The 16,466-nt window shown below is 52.7% G+C and carries 18 protein-coding genes; 5 read left to right on the forward strand and 13 right to left on the reverse strand.

Annotated features, from left to right (window positions below; translation table 11 throughout):
• The first annotated feature begins 72 nt into the window (after nucleotides 1-72).
• Nucleotides 73-903 carry an aldo/keto reductase gene (locus tag EVJ34_RS05010; RefSeq protein WP_131484875.1) on the forward strand — a complete coding sequence of 277 codons (831 nt, stop codon included), beginning with the start codon at nucleotides 73-75 and terminating at the stop codon, nucleotides 901-903.
• A gap of 3 nt (nucleotides 904-906) precedes the next feature.
• On the opposite strand, the gene EVJ34_RS05015 is transcribed toward EVJ34_RS05010, so the two are convergent.
• Nucleotides 907-1,446, reverse strand: a complete 540-nt coding sequence (locus tag EVJ34_RS05015) for a PadR family transcriptional regulator (protein ID WP_131436495.1) — start codon at nucleotides 1,444-1,446, stop codon at nucleotides 907-909.
• Between the two features lie 36 nt (nucleotides 1,447-1,482).
• Here EVJ34_RS05015 and EVJ34_RS05020 point away from each other — a divergent pair, with 36 nt between their 5' ends.
• Nucleotides 1,483-1,887 carry a thioredoxin family protein gene (locus EVJ34_RS05020; RefSeq protein WP_255417497.1) on the forward strand — a complete coding sequence of 135 codons (405 nt, stop codon included), beginning with the start codon at nucleotides 1,483-1,485 and terminating at the stop codon, nucleotides 1,885-1,887.
• 31 nt (nucleotides 1,888-1,918) lie between these two features.
• Here EVJ34_RS05020 and EVJ34_RS05025 read toward each other — a convergent pair whose 3' ends face one another.
• The 9 genes from EVJ34_RS05025 to EVJ34_RS05065 all read right to left on the reverse strand — a co-directional run bounded on the left by EVJ34_RS05025 (nucleotide 1,919) and on the right by EVJ34_RS05065 (nucleotide 10,222).
• Nucleotides 1,919-2,851 carry an NAD(P)/FAD-dependent oxidoreductase gene (locus EVJ34_RS05025; protein WP_131484877.1) on the reverse strand — a complete coding sequence of 311 codons (933 nt, stop codon included), beginning with the start codon at nucleotides 2,849-2,851 and terminating at the stop codon, nucleotides 1,919-1,921.
• Complete coding sequence (locus EVJ34_RS05030) at nucleotides 2,848-3,429, reverse strand: CDP-alcohol phosphatidyltransferase family protein (RefSeq protein ID WP_131436501.1); 582 nt, start codon at nucleotides 3,427-3,429, stop codon at nucleotides 2,848-2,850. The genes EVJ34_RS05025 and EVJ34_RS05030 overlap by 4 nt, the downstream gene beginning before the upstream one ends.
• Complete coding sequence (locus tag EVJ34_RS05035) at nucleotides 3,429-4,316, reverse strand: ABC transporter ATP-binding protein (protein ID WP_131484878.1); 888 nt, start codon at nucleotides 4,314-4,316, stop codon at nucleotides 3,429-3,431. The genes EVJ34_RS05030 and EVJ34_RS05035 overlap by 1 nt, the downstream gene beginning before the upstream one ends.
• Nucleotides 4,313-5,014 (reverse strand): ABC transporter permease subunit, encoded by a 702-nt coding sequence (locus EVJ34_RS05040; RefSeq protein WP_131484879.1) that lies wholly within the window; start codon nucleotides 5,012-5,014, stop codon nucleotides 4,313-4,315. Before EVJ34_RS05040 ends, EVJ34_RS05035 begins: the two co-directional genes overlap by 4 nt.
• Nucleotides 5,011-5,784 (reverse strand): ABC transporter permease family protein, encoded by a 774-nt coding sequence (locus EVJ34_RS05045; RefSeq protein ID WP_131484880.1) that lies wholly within the window; start codon nucleotides 5,782-5,784, stop codon nucleotides 5,011-5,013. The genes EVJ34_RS05040 and EVJ34_RS05045 overlap by 4 nt, the downstream gene beginning before the upstream one ends.
• Entirely contained in the window at nucleotides 5,771-6,940 is a 1,170-nt protein-coding gene (locus EVJ34_RS05050; RefSeq protein ID WP_131484881.1) for an ABC transporter substrate-binding protein, read from the reverse strand. Before EVJ34_RS05050 ends, EVJ34_RS05045 begins: the two co-directional genes overlap by 14 nt.
• Nucleotides 6,941-6,963: 23 nt before the next feature.
• On the reverse strand, nucleotides 6,964-7,710 hold the full coding sequence (locus EVJ34_RS05055) for an SDR family NAD(P)-dependent oxidoreductase (protein WP_131436511.1): 747 nt from the start codon (nucleotides 7,708-7,710) through the stop codon (nucleotides 6,964-6,966).
• Nucleotides 7,707-8,684, reverse strand: coding sequence for an MBL fold metallo-hydrolase (locus tag EVJ34_RS05060; protein ID WP_131484882.1), 978 nt, complete (start codon nucleotides 8,682-8,684; stop codon nucleotides 7,707-7,709). The genes EVJ34_RS05055 and EVJ34_RS05060 overlap by 4 nt, the downstream gene beginning before the upstream one ends.
• 101 nt (nucleotides 8,685-8,785) lie before the next feature.
• Nucleotides 8,786-10,222 (reverse strand): NADP-dependent glyceraldehyde-3-phosphate dehydrogenase, encoded by a 1,437-nt coding sequence (locus tag EVJ34_RS05065; protein WP_131436694.1) that lies wholly within the window; start codon nucleotides 10,220-10,222, stop codon nucleotides 8,786-8,788.
• Between the two features lie 227 nt (nucleotides 10,223-10,449).
• Between EVJ34_RS05065 and EVJ34_RS05070 the strand changes: the two genes are divergently transcribed.
• Complete coding sequence (locus EVJ34_RS05070) at nucleotides 10,450-11,325, forward strand: chemotaxis protein CheV (protein ID WP_131485286.1); 876 nt, start codon at nucleotides 10,450-10,452, stop codon at nucleotides 11,323-11,325.
• 42 nt (nucleotides 11,326-11,367) lie between these two features.
• On the opposite strand, the gene EVJ34_RS05075 is transcribed toward EVJ34_RS05070, so the two are convergent.
• Nucleotides 11,368-11,745 (reverse strand): Hpt domain-containing protein, encoded by a 378-nt coding sequence (locus EVJ34_RS05075; protein ID WP_131436515.1) that lies wholly within the window; start codon nucleotides 11,743-11,745, stop codon nucleotides 11,368-11,370.
• A 141-nt stretch (nucleotides 11,746-11,886) separates the two neighbouring features.
• Between EVJ34_RS05075 and EVJ34_RS05080 the strand changes: the two genes are divergently transcribed.
• A complete protein-coding gene (locus tag EVJ34_RS05080; protein WP_131436517.1) occupies nucleotides 11,887-12,822 on the forward strand; it encodes a magnesium transporter CorA family protein in 936 nt (311 codons plus the stop codon).
• Between the two features lie 39 nt (nucleotides 12,823-12,861).
• On the opposite strand, the gene EVJ34_RS05085 is transcribed toward EVJ34_RS05080, so the two are convergent.
• Nucleotides 12,862-13,974, reverse strand: a complete 1,113-nt coding sequence (locus EVJ34_RS05085; RefSeq protein ID WP_131484883.1) for a PP2C family protein-serine/threonine phosphatase — start codon at nucleotides 13,972-13,974, stop codon at nucleotides 12,862-12,864.
• 161 nt (nucleotides 13,975-14,135) lie between these two features.
• Between EVJ34_RS05085 and ytzI the strand changes: the two genes are divergently transcribed.
• Nucleotides 14,136-14,303: a YtzI protein gene (gene ytzI / locus EVJ34_RS05090; protein ID WP_131436521.1), complete on the forward strand. Its 168-nt coding sequence runs from the start codon at nucleotides 14,136-14,138 to the stop codon at nucleotides 14,301-14,303.
• A gap of 29 nt (nucleotides 14,304-14,332) precedes the next feature.
• Here the strand turns inward: ytzI and EVJ34_RS05095 are convergent, their stop codons facing one another.
• Nucleotides 14,333-16,462, reverse strand: coding sequence for a DNA topoisomerase III (locus EVJ34_RS05095; RefSeq protein ID WP_131484884.1), 2,130 nt, complete (start codon nucleotides 16,460-16,462; stop codon nucleotides 14,333-14,335).
• Nucleotides 16,463-16,466 lie beyond the last annotated feature (4 nt).

The raw sequence follows: 16,466 nt of genomic DNA on the forward strand, positions 1-16,466 counted from the left end.
TGTACCCCTCACCTTTTCCTATATACTGTAATTATGATTCATATCGTCAGACGGAACAAGGAGGAATTATCAATGACAGAGTTAGGACTAGGAACAATGTCAATTTTGAAACATGGCGAGGCAGTAGGTCGTCGGATTCTAGAGGCCGCCTACGACGCTGGAATTCGGCATTTCGATACGGCCGACGTATACGATCACTTTGAAGTGGAACGTCTTGTCGGTTCGACGTTCGCCGGACGCCGGGACGACTTATTTTTGACGAGTAAAGGCGGGAATGAATGGACAGGAGACGGAATGCGTTGGAATCCAGCCCCATCCTATTTAGAACAAGCACTACACGATTCTCTCGAACGCTTACAGACGGATCACTTGGACTTATATTACGTTCATGGTGGCACGATGGACGACGATCTGGACGCGACAATCGATTTCATGCGTCGGCAAAAACAAGCTGGCATCATCCGCCAAATCGGGTTATCCTCGATTCGACCGAATGTGATCCGCTATTGGCTCGAGCACGGTGAACTTGACGTTTTGATGACGCCATACTCGTTGCTCGACCGTCGCATCGAAACGCTCGAGCTCGACATCCCGATCGTCGGGCGCGGTCCGCTCGCCAAAGGCTTACTTACAGACGAATGGTCTGACCGTTTGGCGGAGAAAGGCTTTGAATCTTGGACTGAAGCGGAGTTGCGCGCCTTGTTACCGACCATTCCAGACCCGATTCAAGCGTACGCTCTCGCTGCCTCGAAGCGGACGTGTGCCGTCGTCCTACCGGGCGCGTCTTCAGTCGATCAATTGAACGACTTGATCGCCGCAAACGATTACGGGGTCGATTCGCACAAACTCGACGACCTGCTAGCGCGGCTACCGATCCATCCGTACACAAAACATGCGACCTGAACGTCAGGTCGCATGTTTGTCTCGCTGTTTCATCTGCTCGATGGCCCAATCGGCCCATCCGGCGTAATTTTCCATCATTCGGATGGCGTACTCGCTCGTCAATAAATAACCGAGCGTGTCCGCCTCAGACTGGTGCACTGCTTGAAACGCCCGAATCTGATGAGCGACTTGTTCATGATGCGCTTTCGTCTCCTCGACGTAACGGATCGCCTCGTCGAGCGGGAGTAATTGCAGGAGGCTGACCCGTAGCAAGTTCTCATCTTTCATCTTCGGTTGGTACGAGGTCGGTTGCCGGAGCCAGTCAATCAGCTCTTGACGCCCCGCCTCGGTAATCGAATAAATCTTTTTATCGGGTAAGTCATGTTGAGCGACGTGTTCAGAGGAGACGAGTGACTCGTCTTCCATCTTTAACAGTTCGCGATAAATCTGTGTATGATGGGCGTGCCAAAAATGAATCATTTGTGCTTTGAACGTCGCGTTCAAGGCATAGCCGGTAGCGGGTTGATGGGTCAATAACCCGAGTAGTGCATGACGTAACGCCATAACCATCACCTATCCCTTGCGGTTCTATTTTTATAAGTGTATCACATATTGACGTGCGACCGAGAATGCCAATCGGTTGACGCTCATCGCGAATACACAGACAATACATATGAAGGGAGAGATTTTATGAAACCGATTCAATCTGATCAACAATTCCAAGACGCCATCCAAGATAAAGGCATGGTCGTCTTCACGACATCATGGTGTCCGGACTGCCGTCGTCTCGATATGTACGTCGACGAACTTGTCAAAGATTACCCACAGTTCAACTGGTACGTTGTCGACCGCGACGAGTTGCCTGAACTGTCGGACACGCAAGAAGTACGAGGCATCCCCTCACTTCTGTTCTATCAAGAAGGCGTGAAACAAGAACACCTCCACTCGGCAAATGCCAAGACGGAGATGCAAATCCGCTCGTTCCTCGATACATTGAACGCTTAAACAAAAAGACGACCGTCGTGGTCGTCTTTTTTTAGTTGAATCGTTCGACGTGACGGCGGTCGATTTTACGCTTTAGCCAATACGGCAGACGCCCGTGCCATGTCAGCTTCCCGAATGTCAAGAGCGCTCGTCCTGGGGTCGTCAACAAGATGTTGAGCGACGTCCGTGACTTGAACGGGCGTGATGTACCGAGCAGTTGACGGGCGACGTGCCGCCCCGAACGGACGGCATCGACACCGCCGTTCAATCGGGCCGCCATGTCCCCGGTGATGTAAATCTCGCGATAGACGCGGTGTCGTAAATCAGCTGTCGTCTCGATGAACGCATCATGGTCCGCAAGTCCAGCCGCCGCCCACCAGTCATCGGGTCCGACACCGGTAGCATCCAAGACGAGTCCTTCTGCCTTCGTCCCTGGTTGGAACGACGACAGCATGAGCGTCACACCACTTTGTACGAGACGCCGCGCCGTCTGTCGACCGACGTGATGAGGCAGATCAGGTAAGATATCACGGGCATAAAGCGTCACGTGTCGCTTCCGTCTGATGCATGCGAAGGCAAGCTCGACACCGGCTTTGCCCCCGCCGACGATCGTGATTGCATCACTCTGGACAATCTCGTCCAACATATTTCTCGTCATCGGTTTGAGCCCTGTCCCAATCCCACGACTTTTCGCCCCGGTCGCGAGCACGAGGATGTCATATGCGATGTTGCCGTGATCGGTCTCGACGAGTCGTGCGTCTGGGTCCAGTGCGATGAGCCGTTCGGCGACGGGAGCGATGTCACGACGCAACCGCGTCGTCGCCGACGCCATCTCGCCGGCGATCACTTGGGGGAACGCACCCGTATAAATCGCCTCACGACCGCCGATATAAGACACTTCATAGCATTCACGAAGCCGATCGAGATGCTCGAGAATTTCGAACTGACCATGACCCAGCCCGACTAGGACGAGACGCGGTTTCATCGTAATATCCGCCTTGCTTCCATCAATCGTTGGAGGATCGTGAACACTTCAAGGATGAGGAAACTCGTCGCGATGACGCCGATCCACGTCGGGAAAAGAATCATGAGTGTGAACAAGATGAAGCATTCGGTCCGTTCCAAGATGCCAGGCTGATAATAAAATGATTTCTCTGAACGACGTGAGCTACTCGCCCCGACCGCGAGGAACAACGTCATCGCCACGACGAACGAGCCAAGCAAAAGAAGAAAAATCGGCATATGTTCCGGATGTCGTAAAGCGAGCGCGATGACGACAGCAATCTCGACGATGCGGTCGAAGACGAGGTCGAGCACCGTGCCGAACCCGGTCTTTTGAGAACGGCGGGCCATCGTCCCATCTAGGACGTCGAAGAGACCCGAAATCCATAACAGCAACACGGCCGTCCATAACATATCATTATAAATGAACAGACCGACCGAGACACCGATGATGCCCCCAAGCACCGTCACCTCATTCGGGGTGAATTTCCATTTCAAAAGCCGATCGGCCAAACGCTCGATGACGGGGCGGACGATGCGGCTACCGTAAGTGTCTAACATCAAATTCCTCCTTGTTTCTGTCGCAAATAATACGTCTTACCCACTTCAAACGATTCGTTCCGCGGCAAGATGACGTATTCTCCGGTAGAGCGACGATACTCGCCAAAATGGTGTCCGAAGCGAATAAACGGGCGGACGAGCACAAGCGAATCAGACGTCGGCTCTGTCGACACGTCAATCTCGGTCGACGGGTAGAATGCACCACCCAATTCGACGAAGTCACCGAACGTCGATTCCGTCTCGGACAATAATACCGGGGTACCGGTCACGCGAACGTGACCCGTCTCGAGCAACGTCACGCGGTCGGCGACGAGCATCGCTTCTTCTCGATCGTGGGTGACGAGAAGCGCCGTCAACTCGAGTTCACGGACGAGGTCACGAATCAGTCGCTGCAACTCGGACTTGAGGCCCGGGTCGAGGTTGGTGAACGGCTCATCGAGCAGAATGAGCCGCGGCGCAGCCGCGAGCGCTCGGGCAAAGCTCACGCGTTGTTGTTCTCCTCCGGACAGTTCGTGAACCTCAGCGTCGTATCGGCCGGGAAGCTTGACTCTTGTGAGCCACACTTCCGCTTCTTCTCGTGACCGGTTCGGAGTTGCAAGCGTCACGTTCTCCCCAACTGTTAGATGAGGGAACAAGAGCGGAGATTGAGACAACATCGTAATCCGGCGCAAGTGAGGCGGAACCCCATGAAGGGGCAGCTCCTCCCACGTCACTGTCCCGGCATCTAGCGTCTCGAGCCCGGCGATGATGCGGAGCAGAGTCGACTTCCCGGAGCCACTCACTCCGACAAGAGCATGGATTTCCCCATTCGGAATGGTAAGATCGATCCCGCTTAATACATCGCGGTCTTTAAAACGTTTTCGTATTCCTGACAATACTAAGCTCATTGCAAACGCCCCTTCACCAATCTAATCCAGATGCTAAATATCCCGCCGAGTCCGATATAAAATAGGACCGGCAACGAGACGAGCACCCACGTATTCTGTAACGCCTGTGAGACGTCATTGCCTGCGTAGGCCTGATAGAGCCGTGTCGTGACCGTCGGAATGAGTCCGGCTCCAATCAATTGGACGAGCACGAACTGGCTCAAGACGATGACCGTGGAGAATAAGACAATCGTCCGGACCGACTCTTTCAAGAGCGGCAACAGCACGAACCCGATTCGAGCGAGCGGCGCAAACGTCAATGCCTGTTCGAGGAGCGGCCTCCCAATCACGTACATCGCGTTATATGCCAGTCGAATCGAATACGGTAACGTCGTGACGAGCAGGACGAGCCCGACCCCTGTATACGTTCCGATGAGCCCGACTTGGGCAAGGGCGATATACATACCGAACATGCTCGCCAAAACCGGGATGAACAATGGGAGGAATGTCAACCACTCGACCCATGACTTCCACCTCGACTCAGTAAACAGGAGCCACCAGGCCGTTCCCACCCCGAGCCAGACGTTGACAAGCGCAATACTGATTACATACGCGATCGTATTCAAAATCGCTTCGTCCCAAGAAAACGACGTGGGGAATGTCAAAAACAATCCAATAAATGGAAATACAATCAAAAAAGCGACGAGAATACGACTCATCGTCGCATCCCCCGCTCAATTCGCCGTCGCTGTTTAGCCGTCAAGGCGTAGGATGCGACGACGCCGGTAAAGATGAACAACGTCCAAATGAGTGCGACCGCATACGACTCGAACGCATTGAGAAACAGACCGGTCGTCAATCGTTCATAAGCGAGTACCCCGAGCAGCTCCGGGAAGGTGACCCCTAACAGGGCCGGCACTTCATAGGCGAACGAGATGAACGCCACGAGCACCCAGAACGAGTCGAGGAGCGGTTTGACGAGGAATGGCCATTCGGCCACTCTGAATTGTTCGAGCGGCTTGAGCTGGAGTGTCTTGGCCATATCTAAGTACCCGTGATTCAGTTGACCGTATGTGCCGACCACCATCAAAAAGACGAATGGAACTTCTTTCCAGACGTATGTCAAGATGACGACGAGATGATTCCGTTCGTTCGCCTCAAATAGGCCATATACCGGAAAGCCACCCGAGAACAACAAATAAAACAAATAGGCCGCAGCGACGTGCGGGACAAACATCGGCCATTTGAGAAGCGAAGCGAGCCACGACGAACGCTTCATATAGATGGTCCGGGCGAGCCATGTCCCGATCATGAGTGAGAGGAGCGTCGACGTGAGTGTCACGTACAACGTCACCGCCAGGCTCGCACGCCACGCCTCGTCATTCAACTCAGACCAGTTGAAGCCGACGGTCTCGTAAATCAGAAAGGTGACACCTGTGAACGGTAGTGCCAAAACGACCAGACTCAGCCATAGACTACTTCGCGACACGGTCCCACTCCTCACGAATCAGATCGATCACGGCCGGCCCATAGTCGGGGATCGAACGTTCAGCGAGACGCTGCGGATCAGGATAGGTCACCCCTTCATCGAGTTTCAAGAATGCGTCACGGTCGGTCGCATCGAGTTTCGTCAAATCGAGCGACGTCCCGTCCCCCCAATACGTCGCGTCTTGTTTGGCGAGCTGGGCTTCCGGTGACAGTAGCTCATTGATGACGACAATCGCCCCGTTCGGATTTTTCGCATTGAACGGCACGGCGAGAAAATGCGTCGATGCGATCGAGTGTTCGAGCGTAAGCGCACGCGTCCCGTCCGGAAATACTCCGGCGTTGCGCTCGGCCTCGGCTCGGCGTTCATTGAAGCCCATCGTCATCCAGACCTCACCCGAAGCGTACAGCTGGTCGAGTTGGGCGAGGGACTTCGGATACGTCGTCCCTTGTTTCCAAAGGTTGGGTGACCAGGTCGAAAGTTCTTCCCAAAACGCGTCTGGGATCTCACCGTCACGGACCGTGTCCGCATATTCGGCATAGAGCAGATGGCGCACGAACGCGTTGCCCGTGAAGTCTGTTACTTCAGGATACGTGAAACGACCCGGATTTTCTTCGGTCCATCGATGTAATTCGTCAAACGTCGTCGGCGGATTATTCACTTTGTCCGCATCATAGTGCAAGACGAACTGCACATTCCCCCAGGCGACCTCGAGCCCGTTCGTCGGGGTGCCCGCATCAGTGGCCTGGGCTTCCTCGTTCAACAGCGCGGCGTTTGGGATTTTGTCGAGCAGGTCGCCTTGGAGCAACTCTGCCTCGGCGGCGTTACGGAAATTGTCCCCATTGATCCACATCAGATCGATTGTCCCTTCCTCACGGTTCGCACGTTTATCGAGTGACAATTGACGCACAAACTCGGCCGTGTCCATCGGGACGCGGTTCAAGTCAAGGTCATACGTTTCTTTCAGACGAGGCGCGACATACTCATCGATGTAGCGATTGATGCCGTCATCGCCTCCCCACATATAAAAGTTGACCGTCGATTGCTTCGCTTCTTCGGCTGCCTCTTCAAATGTCGGTGCGATCTCAGCTCGCGTCGTTCCGCAGGCAGCGAGAAACACGAGCGAAACGAGCAGGCCCAATTGTTTTAAACGGTGCATCGTCTTTCCCCCTCTTCTCTCTTTTACTTTTTGTCAAATCCCCGTTTTGCGACCCGTTCGAACATAACCGGGCACATTGCGTACAGTTTCGCTCCGATTTCCATCCACCACGGGGCGTTCACTTCGCGTTTCGACGACTCACACGCCGCAACGACACGTTTCGCGAGGCGATCGGGGTCAAGCATAATCGCCTTTACGCTCGCCTCGTAACGTCCACTCTTATCAGCCCGAAGAAAGAACGGGGTCGCGATTGGTCCCGGATTGACGGTCAACACGTGTACCCCATCCGGTTTCAGTTCTAATCGTAAAGCGTTCGAGAACTGGAGTAACGCCGCCTTCGATCCGGCATAAACGGCCGACTTCGGGGTCGGTACTTTTGCTGCTTGTGAACAGACGTTGATAATCGTACTGCCACGTCGCATCGTTCGTGCACAATCACGGGCCATCAGCATCGGGGCGGTCGCGTTCAAACGCATCGTCTCCTCGATGACGTCGGTCGTTTGGTCGACGACCCGGTCGAACTCGCCGATTCCGGCATTGTTCACCCAGATGTCGATTGCTCCATATGTACGTTCGACTTGCGCCACGAGCGTGTCATATTCGGTACAGACGTCGGCGACGAGCCAATCGGCCGATAACTTTAACCCTAGTTCACGTAACCGCTCCTCGTTCCGTGCAATCAACGTCAAGCGGGCACCCGATTCATAAAAAGAATGCGCCAGCGCAGCCCCTAAGCCGCTCGACGCACCCGTAATCACAACATGTCTCATTCCACAAATTCCTCCGCTCTCATATAAATCCATTTCCCGTCCGTCAATCGTTTGACGACACGGCCACGCTCCTCGAGCAACGTCAAGCGTGCGAACACTTCACTGAAGACGAGCGGCATCGCTCGACGCATCTTCCGTCCATACAGACGCATCGACCAATCGAACACACTCAACCCGTCGACCCAATCGACGAGAAGCAACTCACTCCGTTCATAACGCTGGGCAATGCGCGTCTCAATCAACGGTCGCGGTTTTTGAATAGGTTCTCCGTGCCCACTTACGACGAGTTTCAAGTCGACATCTCTCAGTTTCCGGAGCGAGTCGAGATACAGGACGACTGGCGAGGCGAAGCCTTCCTCCTCGTACGGTTGTTCAATGAGCGGGTTCGGTTCGACCGTATCGATCAAATGGTCGCCTGCAATCAACACACCGCCAGGGCCGAGCAGTCCGAGCTGGTCACTCGCATGGCCAGGCAAATGAATCGTCTTCCACGCCCCGTCACTCGTAACGTCCTGCCCGTCAGCGAACGTCATCGTGACAGTCGTTGGGCCGATCCAACGCAGTGCCTCCCGATAATCGGGTAATTTGTTCACAATCGTTTCCGGCGTGCCGAACCAGTGCGCCAAGTCATGTAAGAACTGGTTGCCCCGTTTGATGAAGTTCGGCGTCTGTTCCAAATAGCGAACGAGCTTCTCATGTCCGTATACGGGAATCGCAGCGTCACGCAAACGCCACGCCTGCCCCGCGTGGTCGGCATGGTGATGTGTCAGAAATAAAAAGTCAATGTCCGCGAGCGTCAGTTCGAGCTCGGCCAATTGCGTCGTCAAAGAAACCCACGCTTCTTCCGTATCCGGTCCGCAATCGACCATGAAAAAACGGTTCATATGCTCAACGACATAGACATTCACGTTGCCGACCTCGAACGGCGTCGGTATATCGAGTCTTGCCAGTTGGCTTGAAATCCAGTTCGCCACGTCCCCACAACCCCTTCCACCTATCTTCACTCATTATACCTGTCGATTCGAAAGGATTTCAATCACACAAAAAAAGGAGAGGATTTCTCCTCTCCAAGCACTTATAAGTTGATGACGGTGACTTTGTCACGTGTCATCGTCTCGAGGCTGCGTCCAATCCCTTGAACACCGAGGCCTGACTGCTTCACACCGATGAACGGGAAGTGATCAGGGCCACGTTCCGTACGACCGTTCACTTGAACCGTACCGACTTCGAGCTTGTCGGCGACCGTGAAGGCGCTGTTTACGTTTTGCGTGAATACGCTCGCTTGCAGACCGAACTCCGATTCGTTCGTAAGTTCAATCATTTCGTCGAGTGACTTGACGCGGATGACTGGCAAGACCGGTCCGAACGGCTCTTCCCAAGCGACGCGCATCTCACGCGTGACATGGTCGAGGAGCGTCGGATGAAGGAGGTTGCCGTCGCGTTTGTTTCCATGGACGACCGTCGCTTGTTTGTTGACGGCGTCATCGATCAAGCCTTGGACATAGTCCGCTGATTTTTTGTCGATGAGTGGGACGATGAAGCTATTATCGACCGGTGAACCGACCGTAAGCTTCTCGACACGTTCTTTCAACATACCAACGAGTTCGTCTGCTTGATGCTCGAGCACGAACACACGCTTGATGGCCGTACAGCGTTGTCCCGAATACGAGAACGCCCCGCTGATGATTTGATCGGCCGCGAGTGTAAGGTCCGCGTCTTCGAGTACGAGCGCCGGGTCTTTCCCGCCAAGTTCGAGCACGACTGGAACCATCGATGCCTGTTGTGACAAGTGTTGTCCCGTACCAGTACCGCCGGTGAATGTAATCATGTCGATGCCAGGGTGTGATGTCAAATAGTCGCCGATGACCGATCCGCGACCAGTGACGAGGTTCAAGAGACCGCTCGGAAGACCAGCGTCTTGAAGCGCCTCCACCATTTTCACACCACTGATGGCGCCTTGGGTCGCCGGTTTAAACACGACCGCGTTCCCGGTAATGAGCGCCGGAGCGATTTTGGCTGCCGCCAAGTTGACCGGGTAGTTGAACGGTGAAATCGCGAGGACGACACCGAGCGCTTCTTTCTTGATGATCGCCATCTTGTTCTTCGAGCCGCCAGGGAATGAGTCGCCTTGCATGAAACCGCCCGTGAAGCGAAGTCCTTCTTCTGCCGTATAGCGAATGATTTCCGCTGTCCGGACGACTTCTTTTTTCGCGTCGCTCAAGTTTTTCCCGACTTCACGCATGATGATTTGACCGATCTCATCAACGCGCTCTTCGAGTTTGTCTGCCCAAGCGTACAACAGTTCGGCACGCTTGTTGACCGGAAGCGCAGCCCATTCCTGTTGTGCGCTTTTCGCGCCGTGAATTGCCTCATCGACTTCGTCGCGAGACATCGCCTGGACGTGCCCGACGATTTCATCTGTATAAGGTGAAACGAGTTCGATTGTTTCGTTCGATGTCGATTCCTGCCATTGTCCATTGATTAAATATGGATACGTGTTCATACTCATAATCTCTATCTGCCTCCTGAGTAAGCTTTGATATCTCGTTGCCACCCCCATTGTATGCAAAATCAAATCGGTTGAACAACTATAAAGATTCAGTTTGTGTAATGTAAACGGTTACTCGTCAATTTTTTGTCAATTCCGCCTCAACTTTGCCACTTTCAGCTGAAGATATTCTTCCATTCGACCGATAGTAAGGAAGAGAGTACGTGAACTAGGAGGGACCACCAGTGAGCATGGATCATAATATTTTACTTGAGGCAGGTACGAACGAGTTAGAAATCGTCATTTTCCAATCAGGCCCATTCATTTTCGGGATCAACGTCATGAAAGTACGGGAGATTATCACGATGCTTCCGCTCACCCCGCTACCGGGCACCCCGGAAGCCATTATGGGGCTCATTGAACTTCGCGGTGAAGTCATGACCGTCATCGATTTACCGATGGTCATCAATCATCCGCGTGAAGTTGGAGACAATGACCGCTTGATCGTCTGTGAATTCAACGGAGAGAAATCAGTACTCCGCGTCGACCAAGTGACAGAAATCAAACGAATCTCATGGGAACAGATCGACACGCCGTCCGATCTCGCGCGTGGCATGCAAGGCATTACGAACGGGGTCGTCAAAACAGGAGACCAGATGATTATCCTTCTCGACTACGAGCGAATCGCTCTCGAGCTTTCCCGTAAAGACATCATGGCCCGTGAATCGGTCAAACGGCTCGGTGCCCGGGAACGGTCGAACAAACACGTATGGATTGCGGAAGACTCAGAGATGTTGCGGACACTCATCATCGACACGCTCGACGAAGCAGGCTACTTCAACACGACCATCTTCAACAACGGGAAAGAAGCGCTCGATGCTTTCGAACAGAGCGACGTCCATTGCGACCTGCTCATCACCGACATCGAGATGCCGCAAATGGACGGCTTGCATTTGACGAGACGGCTCCGTGAGATGGATCAATTCGCCGATCTACCAATCGTCATCTTCTCGTCACTCATCTCGGATGATTTGAAACATAAAGGCGATGCAGTCGGTGCGAACGCCCAAATCACGAAGCCAGAAATCGGCATGTTAATCTCCACACTCGACGAATTTTTAGCTTGAATTGAAAAATGGGACTTCGCATCGTGGCGAAATCCCGTTTTTTTATGGTAACTCGTTCAGATGGGCGTCCCATTCATCATCGAAGCGACGCATATCCGCTTCAATCTCATCGAGAATCGGTTCGAGGTTCGAGGTCTCGTTCGTCTCCCCAGCCATTTCAAGCTGATGGAACCGAGAGGCCATCTCGTCGAGCCCAACCGAATAGGAAGCTCCTTTCAACAAGTGGGCCAGTTGTTCGATTTTTTCGTGATTTTGTTCACGCACCATCTGTTTCAATTCAGGGAATTTCGCCTCGAATTGGCGCACATACGTATCGGCAATCTTTTTCAAGAATTCTTTATTTCCGCTAGCAATTTGATGGAGCTCCGCCAACTTATCTTCGTTAAACAGAGCATTTTGGGGCGTTTGTGACAACTCCATCCCTCCTTTGACTCAATCCTACTACCATTCTTTCCCACTGTAGCATGTTTTCGAGAAAAAACAAAAAAACTCCTCCTTTTCCGATTGCACTCTCTCAATCGCCTACCTATAATTAGGTTGAGCTAAGGTAGGAGGAACATTATGCTAACGATTTACCGTACCGATGCATCTGGGCGTGTCGACGAAATCGACGACTTTGACAAAGGAAGCTGGATTCAACTCGTCAATCCGACGAAAGATGAGGCCGATCAAGTCATCGCCGCCTCCGGCATTCCTGAAGACTTCGTCTACGACCCGCTTGATATTGAAGAAAAACCACGTTTTGAAAAAGATGATGAGGGACTCCTTATGATCATCGACGTCCCGTACGTCGAAGAAGATGACACAGGACGTGCCTATAACACGATTCCACTCGGTATTATCGTCACCGGACGACATTTCATCACTGTCTGTTCACGTGACCTCGACGTGCTCAACTTGTTCGCCAACGGAAAAGCCCGTTTGTTCCGGACAAACTATCGGAGCCGGTTCGTCTTCCAGATTTTGCACCGAGTCAGCATGACGTACTTGCGTTTTCTTCGCCAAATCGATCGACGCATGGACGAGCTCGAACAAGAGTTGCAACGTTCGATGCGAAATCAGGAAATCTTTCAATTGATGAACTTACAGAAGTCGCTCGTTTATTTCATGACCTCACTTAAAGCGAACGATAGCGTCCTCGATCGGATCGTCAAGACACCGAGTCTCGAGAAGCACGAAGAAGATGAAGAGTTGCTCGAAGATGTTTTTGTCGAGCATCGCCAGGCGATGGAGATGGCGTCGATTTATAACGATATCATCAGCATCAAGATGGACGCCTTCGGTTCGATCATCTCGAACAACGTCAACTTCGTCATGAAATTTTTGGCCTCAATCACAATCGTGCTCAGTATCCCGACGATGATTTCCGGGATATTCGGGATGAACGTCCAAGTCCCTTGGGAAGGCCAGTCGATCGGATTCGTGATCGCGCTCGCGATGATGGTCGGATTCTCAAGCCTCGCCTTTTATATCTTATGGCGTAAGCGTTATTTTTAAAAAAAGATGGTGTCGCCACAACGGGCGACACCATCTTTTTCACATCAATTTTACCGTGACGAGACAGAGGTCATCGTCAATCTCGATTTTCGGGACGAGTTGTTCCGCGACGTGACGCGCGTAGTCAAGGCCATAGGACGCGATGTCCTTCTCAAGCCAACGAATACCGTCATCGATATCTTTGCTATAACATTCCATCAATCCGTCCGTATACATATGCATCGTCATGCCCGGTTCGATATCCACCACGTTCGACTCATAGTTCGGCTCTTCAAACATACCGACCGGTACCCCGGTCGTCTCGAGGCGGGTTACACCTGTTTTAGACGTCACGATGACAGGCGGATGCCCGGCGTTGACGAACTCGATTTGACGCTTTGTCGTATCGATATAGCAGTATACGGCCGTGAAGTAGCTCTGCATGTCGTCGCCTGAGAACAAGAACGTCATCTGGCGATTCAGCTCCGTCATGACATCGACCGGATATTGCACATTGCCGACGAGACCCGGTAAAATCGAACGGATTCCCATCGTAATCAACGCCGACGACACGCCGTGCCCCATCACATCAAAGATGATGACGCCGTAGCGGTCAGGCGCGACCTGGAACCAGGCATACATATCCCCGGCCAGTTTTTTAGACGGCAAATATAAAGCACGGACGTCTATCTCATCATTGCTGATTGGTGGAGTCAATGCGCTTTGTTGAATTTTTTGCGCGAGGTCAAGGTCATATTGAAGCCGTGCCTCATATTTTTTCCGTTCATCAACGGCTGCTTTGTAACGAAGCGCCGAACGGATTCGCGCGAGCAGTTCCGTGATTTTAATCGGTTTCGTCGTATAGTCAGACGCCTCGGCGTCGAGTCCTTCTGCAATCTGTTTTTCTTCGGTCCGACCAGACACCATGATCACGGGCAATTCCTCGTAACCTGTCATTTGACGAATTCGTTTGCACGTCTCGATTCCAGAGATTCCTGGCATCTCGACATCAAGCAGGACGAGATCATATAGCGACGGGGCTTGTGGATCCATCAGAAGTGCGAGCGCATCCTCACCACTCGAGACAGAAATCGTCTCATAATCATGTTGATGCAGTAATTGTTCGAGAACCATCGTGTTCACCGGTTCGTCGTCCACAATCAGAATCGCCATAGTCATCCCTACCTTCTCTGTCAGTGTTTTTCTATATATTATTGTATCATATCTAATCGCATCATTAAGTATTTCAAAGCTGTGACAGTTCGAAGTACCCGAAAGATGGAGAATCCCTTCCGTTTTTGGCATACTAGAAATAAGAAAGTGAGGAATGCAACATGGGATGGATATTCGCTGTGAGTGGTTTGATCATCTTGCTCGTCTTGATCGCCTCAATCGTCGTCATTCAAAAGGGCTATGCCTATAAAGACAACAAAGACGACATCGTGCTCGATTACGAGGAGATTAACCGACGCATCACCGAAGATGAACAGCAGAAAAAATAAGAGCCATCCCCGACGGATGGCTCTTATTTTTATATAAATTCGAACCGGAGCGCTCCTTTCTCAAGATAGAGCTTGGCGTCGAACGTCTTGTCCCCTTTTTTGAACGTATGCACGTTTGACTGACCACCGTTAATCATCTGTTTCAGTTCATCTTTCGCGATTCCGACACCAAGCACTTGTTTCGACATCGTGAACTTGCAGCCTTCGCGGTAGCCGCTACAGCCGATGAACTTCGGATGTTCGACGAGTCCCTTGCCGCAACTCGGACAGACGCCGAACGAGGCGGCCTTTGGCCTTGCCGCTGACTTCTTGCCAAAACGTCTCGCTTCGATCGTATAGCCCTCGGGGTTCGCCGCTTCAACTCGTGCCTTCGCTTCCTCGACGAGATGGATCGACATCTTCTTCGCCTGTTCGATAAACTCGGCGGCGGACGCCGATGCCTGTCCAATCTCGTGGAGCCGCTTCTCCCACTTCGCCGTCATGGCCGGAGAGGCGAGAATGCTGTCACCGAGCACATCAATCAACAGACGGCCCTTGTCGGTCGGGACGAGCTCTTTCTTTTGAAGGTCGACATAACCTCGTTTCTTCAATCCGTCGATAATATTGGCCCGCGTCGCCTCGGTGCCGAGCCCTTCGACTTCTTTCATAATATGAATCAGTTCCTCATCGTCAAGCTGCTTGCCGGCGACTTTCATCGCCATGATGAGTGCCCCTTCCGTATATCGTTTCGGCGGCTCCGTCTGTTTCGATAACACTTCGACTTTCTTTTCGGTCAACGCCTCACCGACCGTGAGTACCGGGAGCTCGACATCTTTGGACTTCATCTCGACAACTTGTCGGTACCCTGGGCTGACGACGACCGTCCCTTTCGCCCGATATAGGTCGTCTCCGTCCATGAGGTCGATTGTCGTCTTCTCAAGCTTTGCCGGCGGGGCGAACGCCGCGAGAAAGCGTCGGTTAATCAAATCGTACAGCTTCGCTTCGTCCCCGCTGAGCCGGGTCACATCGCCACACGCCTCGGTCGGAATGATCGCGTAGTGATCACTGACCTTTTTCGCGTTCACATAGCGGCTGTTTCGGGACGGGTTTTCAGTCAACACGTCTTTCAATCCGGCGTAGGCCGCGGACTTCAACAGGCGCGCTTTCGTCTGTGGGAACAGCGTTGCCTCGTCTGGTGTGACGAAACTAGAATCCGTCCGTGGATAACTGATCCACCCTTTCGTGTACAGCTTCTGGGCAATATCGAGTGTCTTCTTCGCCCCGAACCCGAACCGTTTGCCGGCCTCGGCCTGCAAACCGGATAGACTGAACCAAAACGGCGGTTGCTCCGTCTTATCTTCCTTATCGATCGAACGGACAGTCGCTGTCCCGGTCGCTCGGCTGACGACCACATCGGCTTGTTCACGCGTCTTCAGTTTCGTCGTCTTGCCGAGTGTGTATTTCGCCTTGAACGTGCCCCGCCCTTTTTGGAGCGTCGCTTCGACCTCGAAAAACGGTTCCGGGACGAACTGTTTGATCTCACGTTCGCGATTGACGATCAAGGCGAGCGTCGGAGTCTGGACACGTCCTAGCGAGAACACGTCCTCGATGCCGATCGTCTTCAACAATGTCGTATATGCTCTTGAGGCGTTCATACCGACGAGCCAGTCGGCGCAGGCACGACTCATTGCCTCATGATAATACGGGACGGTCTGATCGCCCGGTAGCAGTTCGGCGAAACCACGGTCGACCGCTTGTTCCGTCAAACTCGAGATCCATAAACGTGACAACGGTTTCTGATTACCAGCGAGCCGTAAAATGAGACGGACGATGGCTTCCCCTTCTCGCTCCGCATCGGACGCGATGATGATATCGGTAATCGAACGATCGTGCAGCCACTTCTTGATTGTCTGGAACGGCTTCGATTTGCCTTTCGAGATGCGATAGTCGAATCGGTCCGGGACAATCGGAAGCGACTCATATTTCCACGATTTCCATTCCGATTTATAATGAGACGGTTCTTGAAGCTCGCATAAATGTCCGACCGCCCAGACGACGATGGCACCTTCTGGGAAACGGGCACAAGAAGATATTTCAATCTCGTCTTTTTTCTTTTTTGATGGATACGGCGCAGCCAGCTTTTGTGCCTGCGACGGTTTCTCCGCAATGATTAATCTCATAAGA

It is taken from the genome of Exiguobacterium sp. SL-9, assembly GCF_004336985.1.
In the GTDB taxonomy this organism is placed as follows: Bacteria; Bacillota; Bacilli; order Exiguobacteriales; family Exiguobacteriaceae; genus Exiguobacterium.

Bases quoted from the DNA above. Each gene is read 5' to 3' on its own strand.
- EVJ34_RS05050 (WP_131484881.1), bottom strand. From the start codon at position 6,940: ATGCACCGTTTAAAACAATTGGGCCTGCTCGTTTCGCTCGTGTTTCTC.
- EVJ34_RS05085 (WP_131484883.1), bottom strand. From the start codon at position 13,974: ATGGCGATTCTGATTGTGGACGACGAACCGGTGAACACGATGGTTCTC.
- EVJ34_RS05095 (WP_131484884.1), bottom strand. From the start codon at position 16,462: ATGAGATTAATCATTGCGGAGAAACCGTCGCAGGCACAAAAGCTGGCT.
- EVJ34_RS05030 (WP_131436501.1), bottom strand. From the start codon at position 3,429: ATGTTAGACACTTACGGTAGCCGCATCGTCCGCCCCGTCATCGAGCGT.
- EVJ34_RS05040 (WP_131484879.1), bottom strand. From the start codon at position 5,014: ATGAGTCGTATTCTCGTCGCTTTTTTGATTGTATTTCCATTTATTGGA.
- EVJ34_RS05070 (WP_131485286.1), top strand. From the start codon at position 10,450: ATGGATCATAATATTTTACTTGAGGCAGGTACGAACGAGTTAGAAATC.
- ytzI (WP_131436521.1), top strand. From the start codon at position 14,136: ATGGGATGGATATTCGCTGTGAGTGGTTTGATCATCTTGCTCGTCTTG.
- EVJ34_RS05015 (WP_131436495.1), bottom strand. From the start codon at position 1,446: ATGGCGTTACGTCATGCACTACTCGGGTTATTGACCCATCAACCCGCT.
- EVJ34_RS05055 (WP_131436511.1), bottom strand. From the start codon at position 7,710: ATGAGACATGTTGTGATTACGGGTGCGTCGAGCGGCTTAGGGGCTGCG.
- EVJ34_RS05035 (WP_131484878.1), bottom strand. From the start codon at position 4,316: ATGAGCTTAGTATTGTCAGGAATACGAAAACGTTTTAAAGACCGCGAT.
- EVJ34_RS05075 (WP_131436515.1), bottom strand. From the start codon at position 11,745: ATGGAGTTGTCACAAACGCCCCAAAATGCTCTGTTTAACGAAGATAAG.
- EVJ34_RS05080 (WP_131436517.1), top strand. From the start codon at position 11,887: ATGCTAACGATTTACCGTACCGATGCATCTGGGCGTGTCGACGAAATC.
- EVJ34_RS05010 (WP_131484875.1), top strand. From the start codon at position 73: ATGACAGAGTTAGGACTAGGAACAATGTCAATTTTGAAACATGGCGAG.
- EVJ34_RS05025 (WP_131484877.1), bottom strand. From the start codon at position 2,851: ATGAAACCGCGTCTCGTCCTAGTCGGGCTGGGTCATGGTCAGTTCGAA.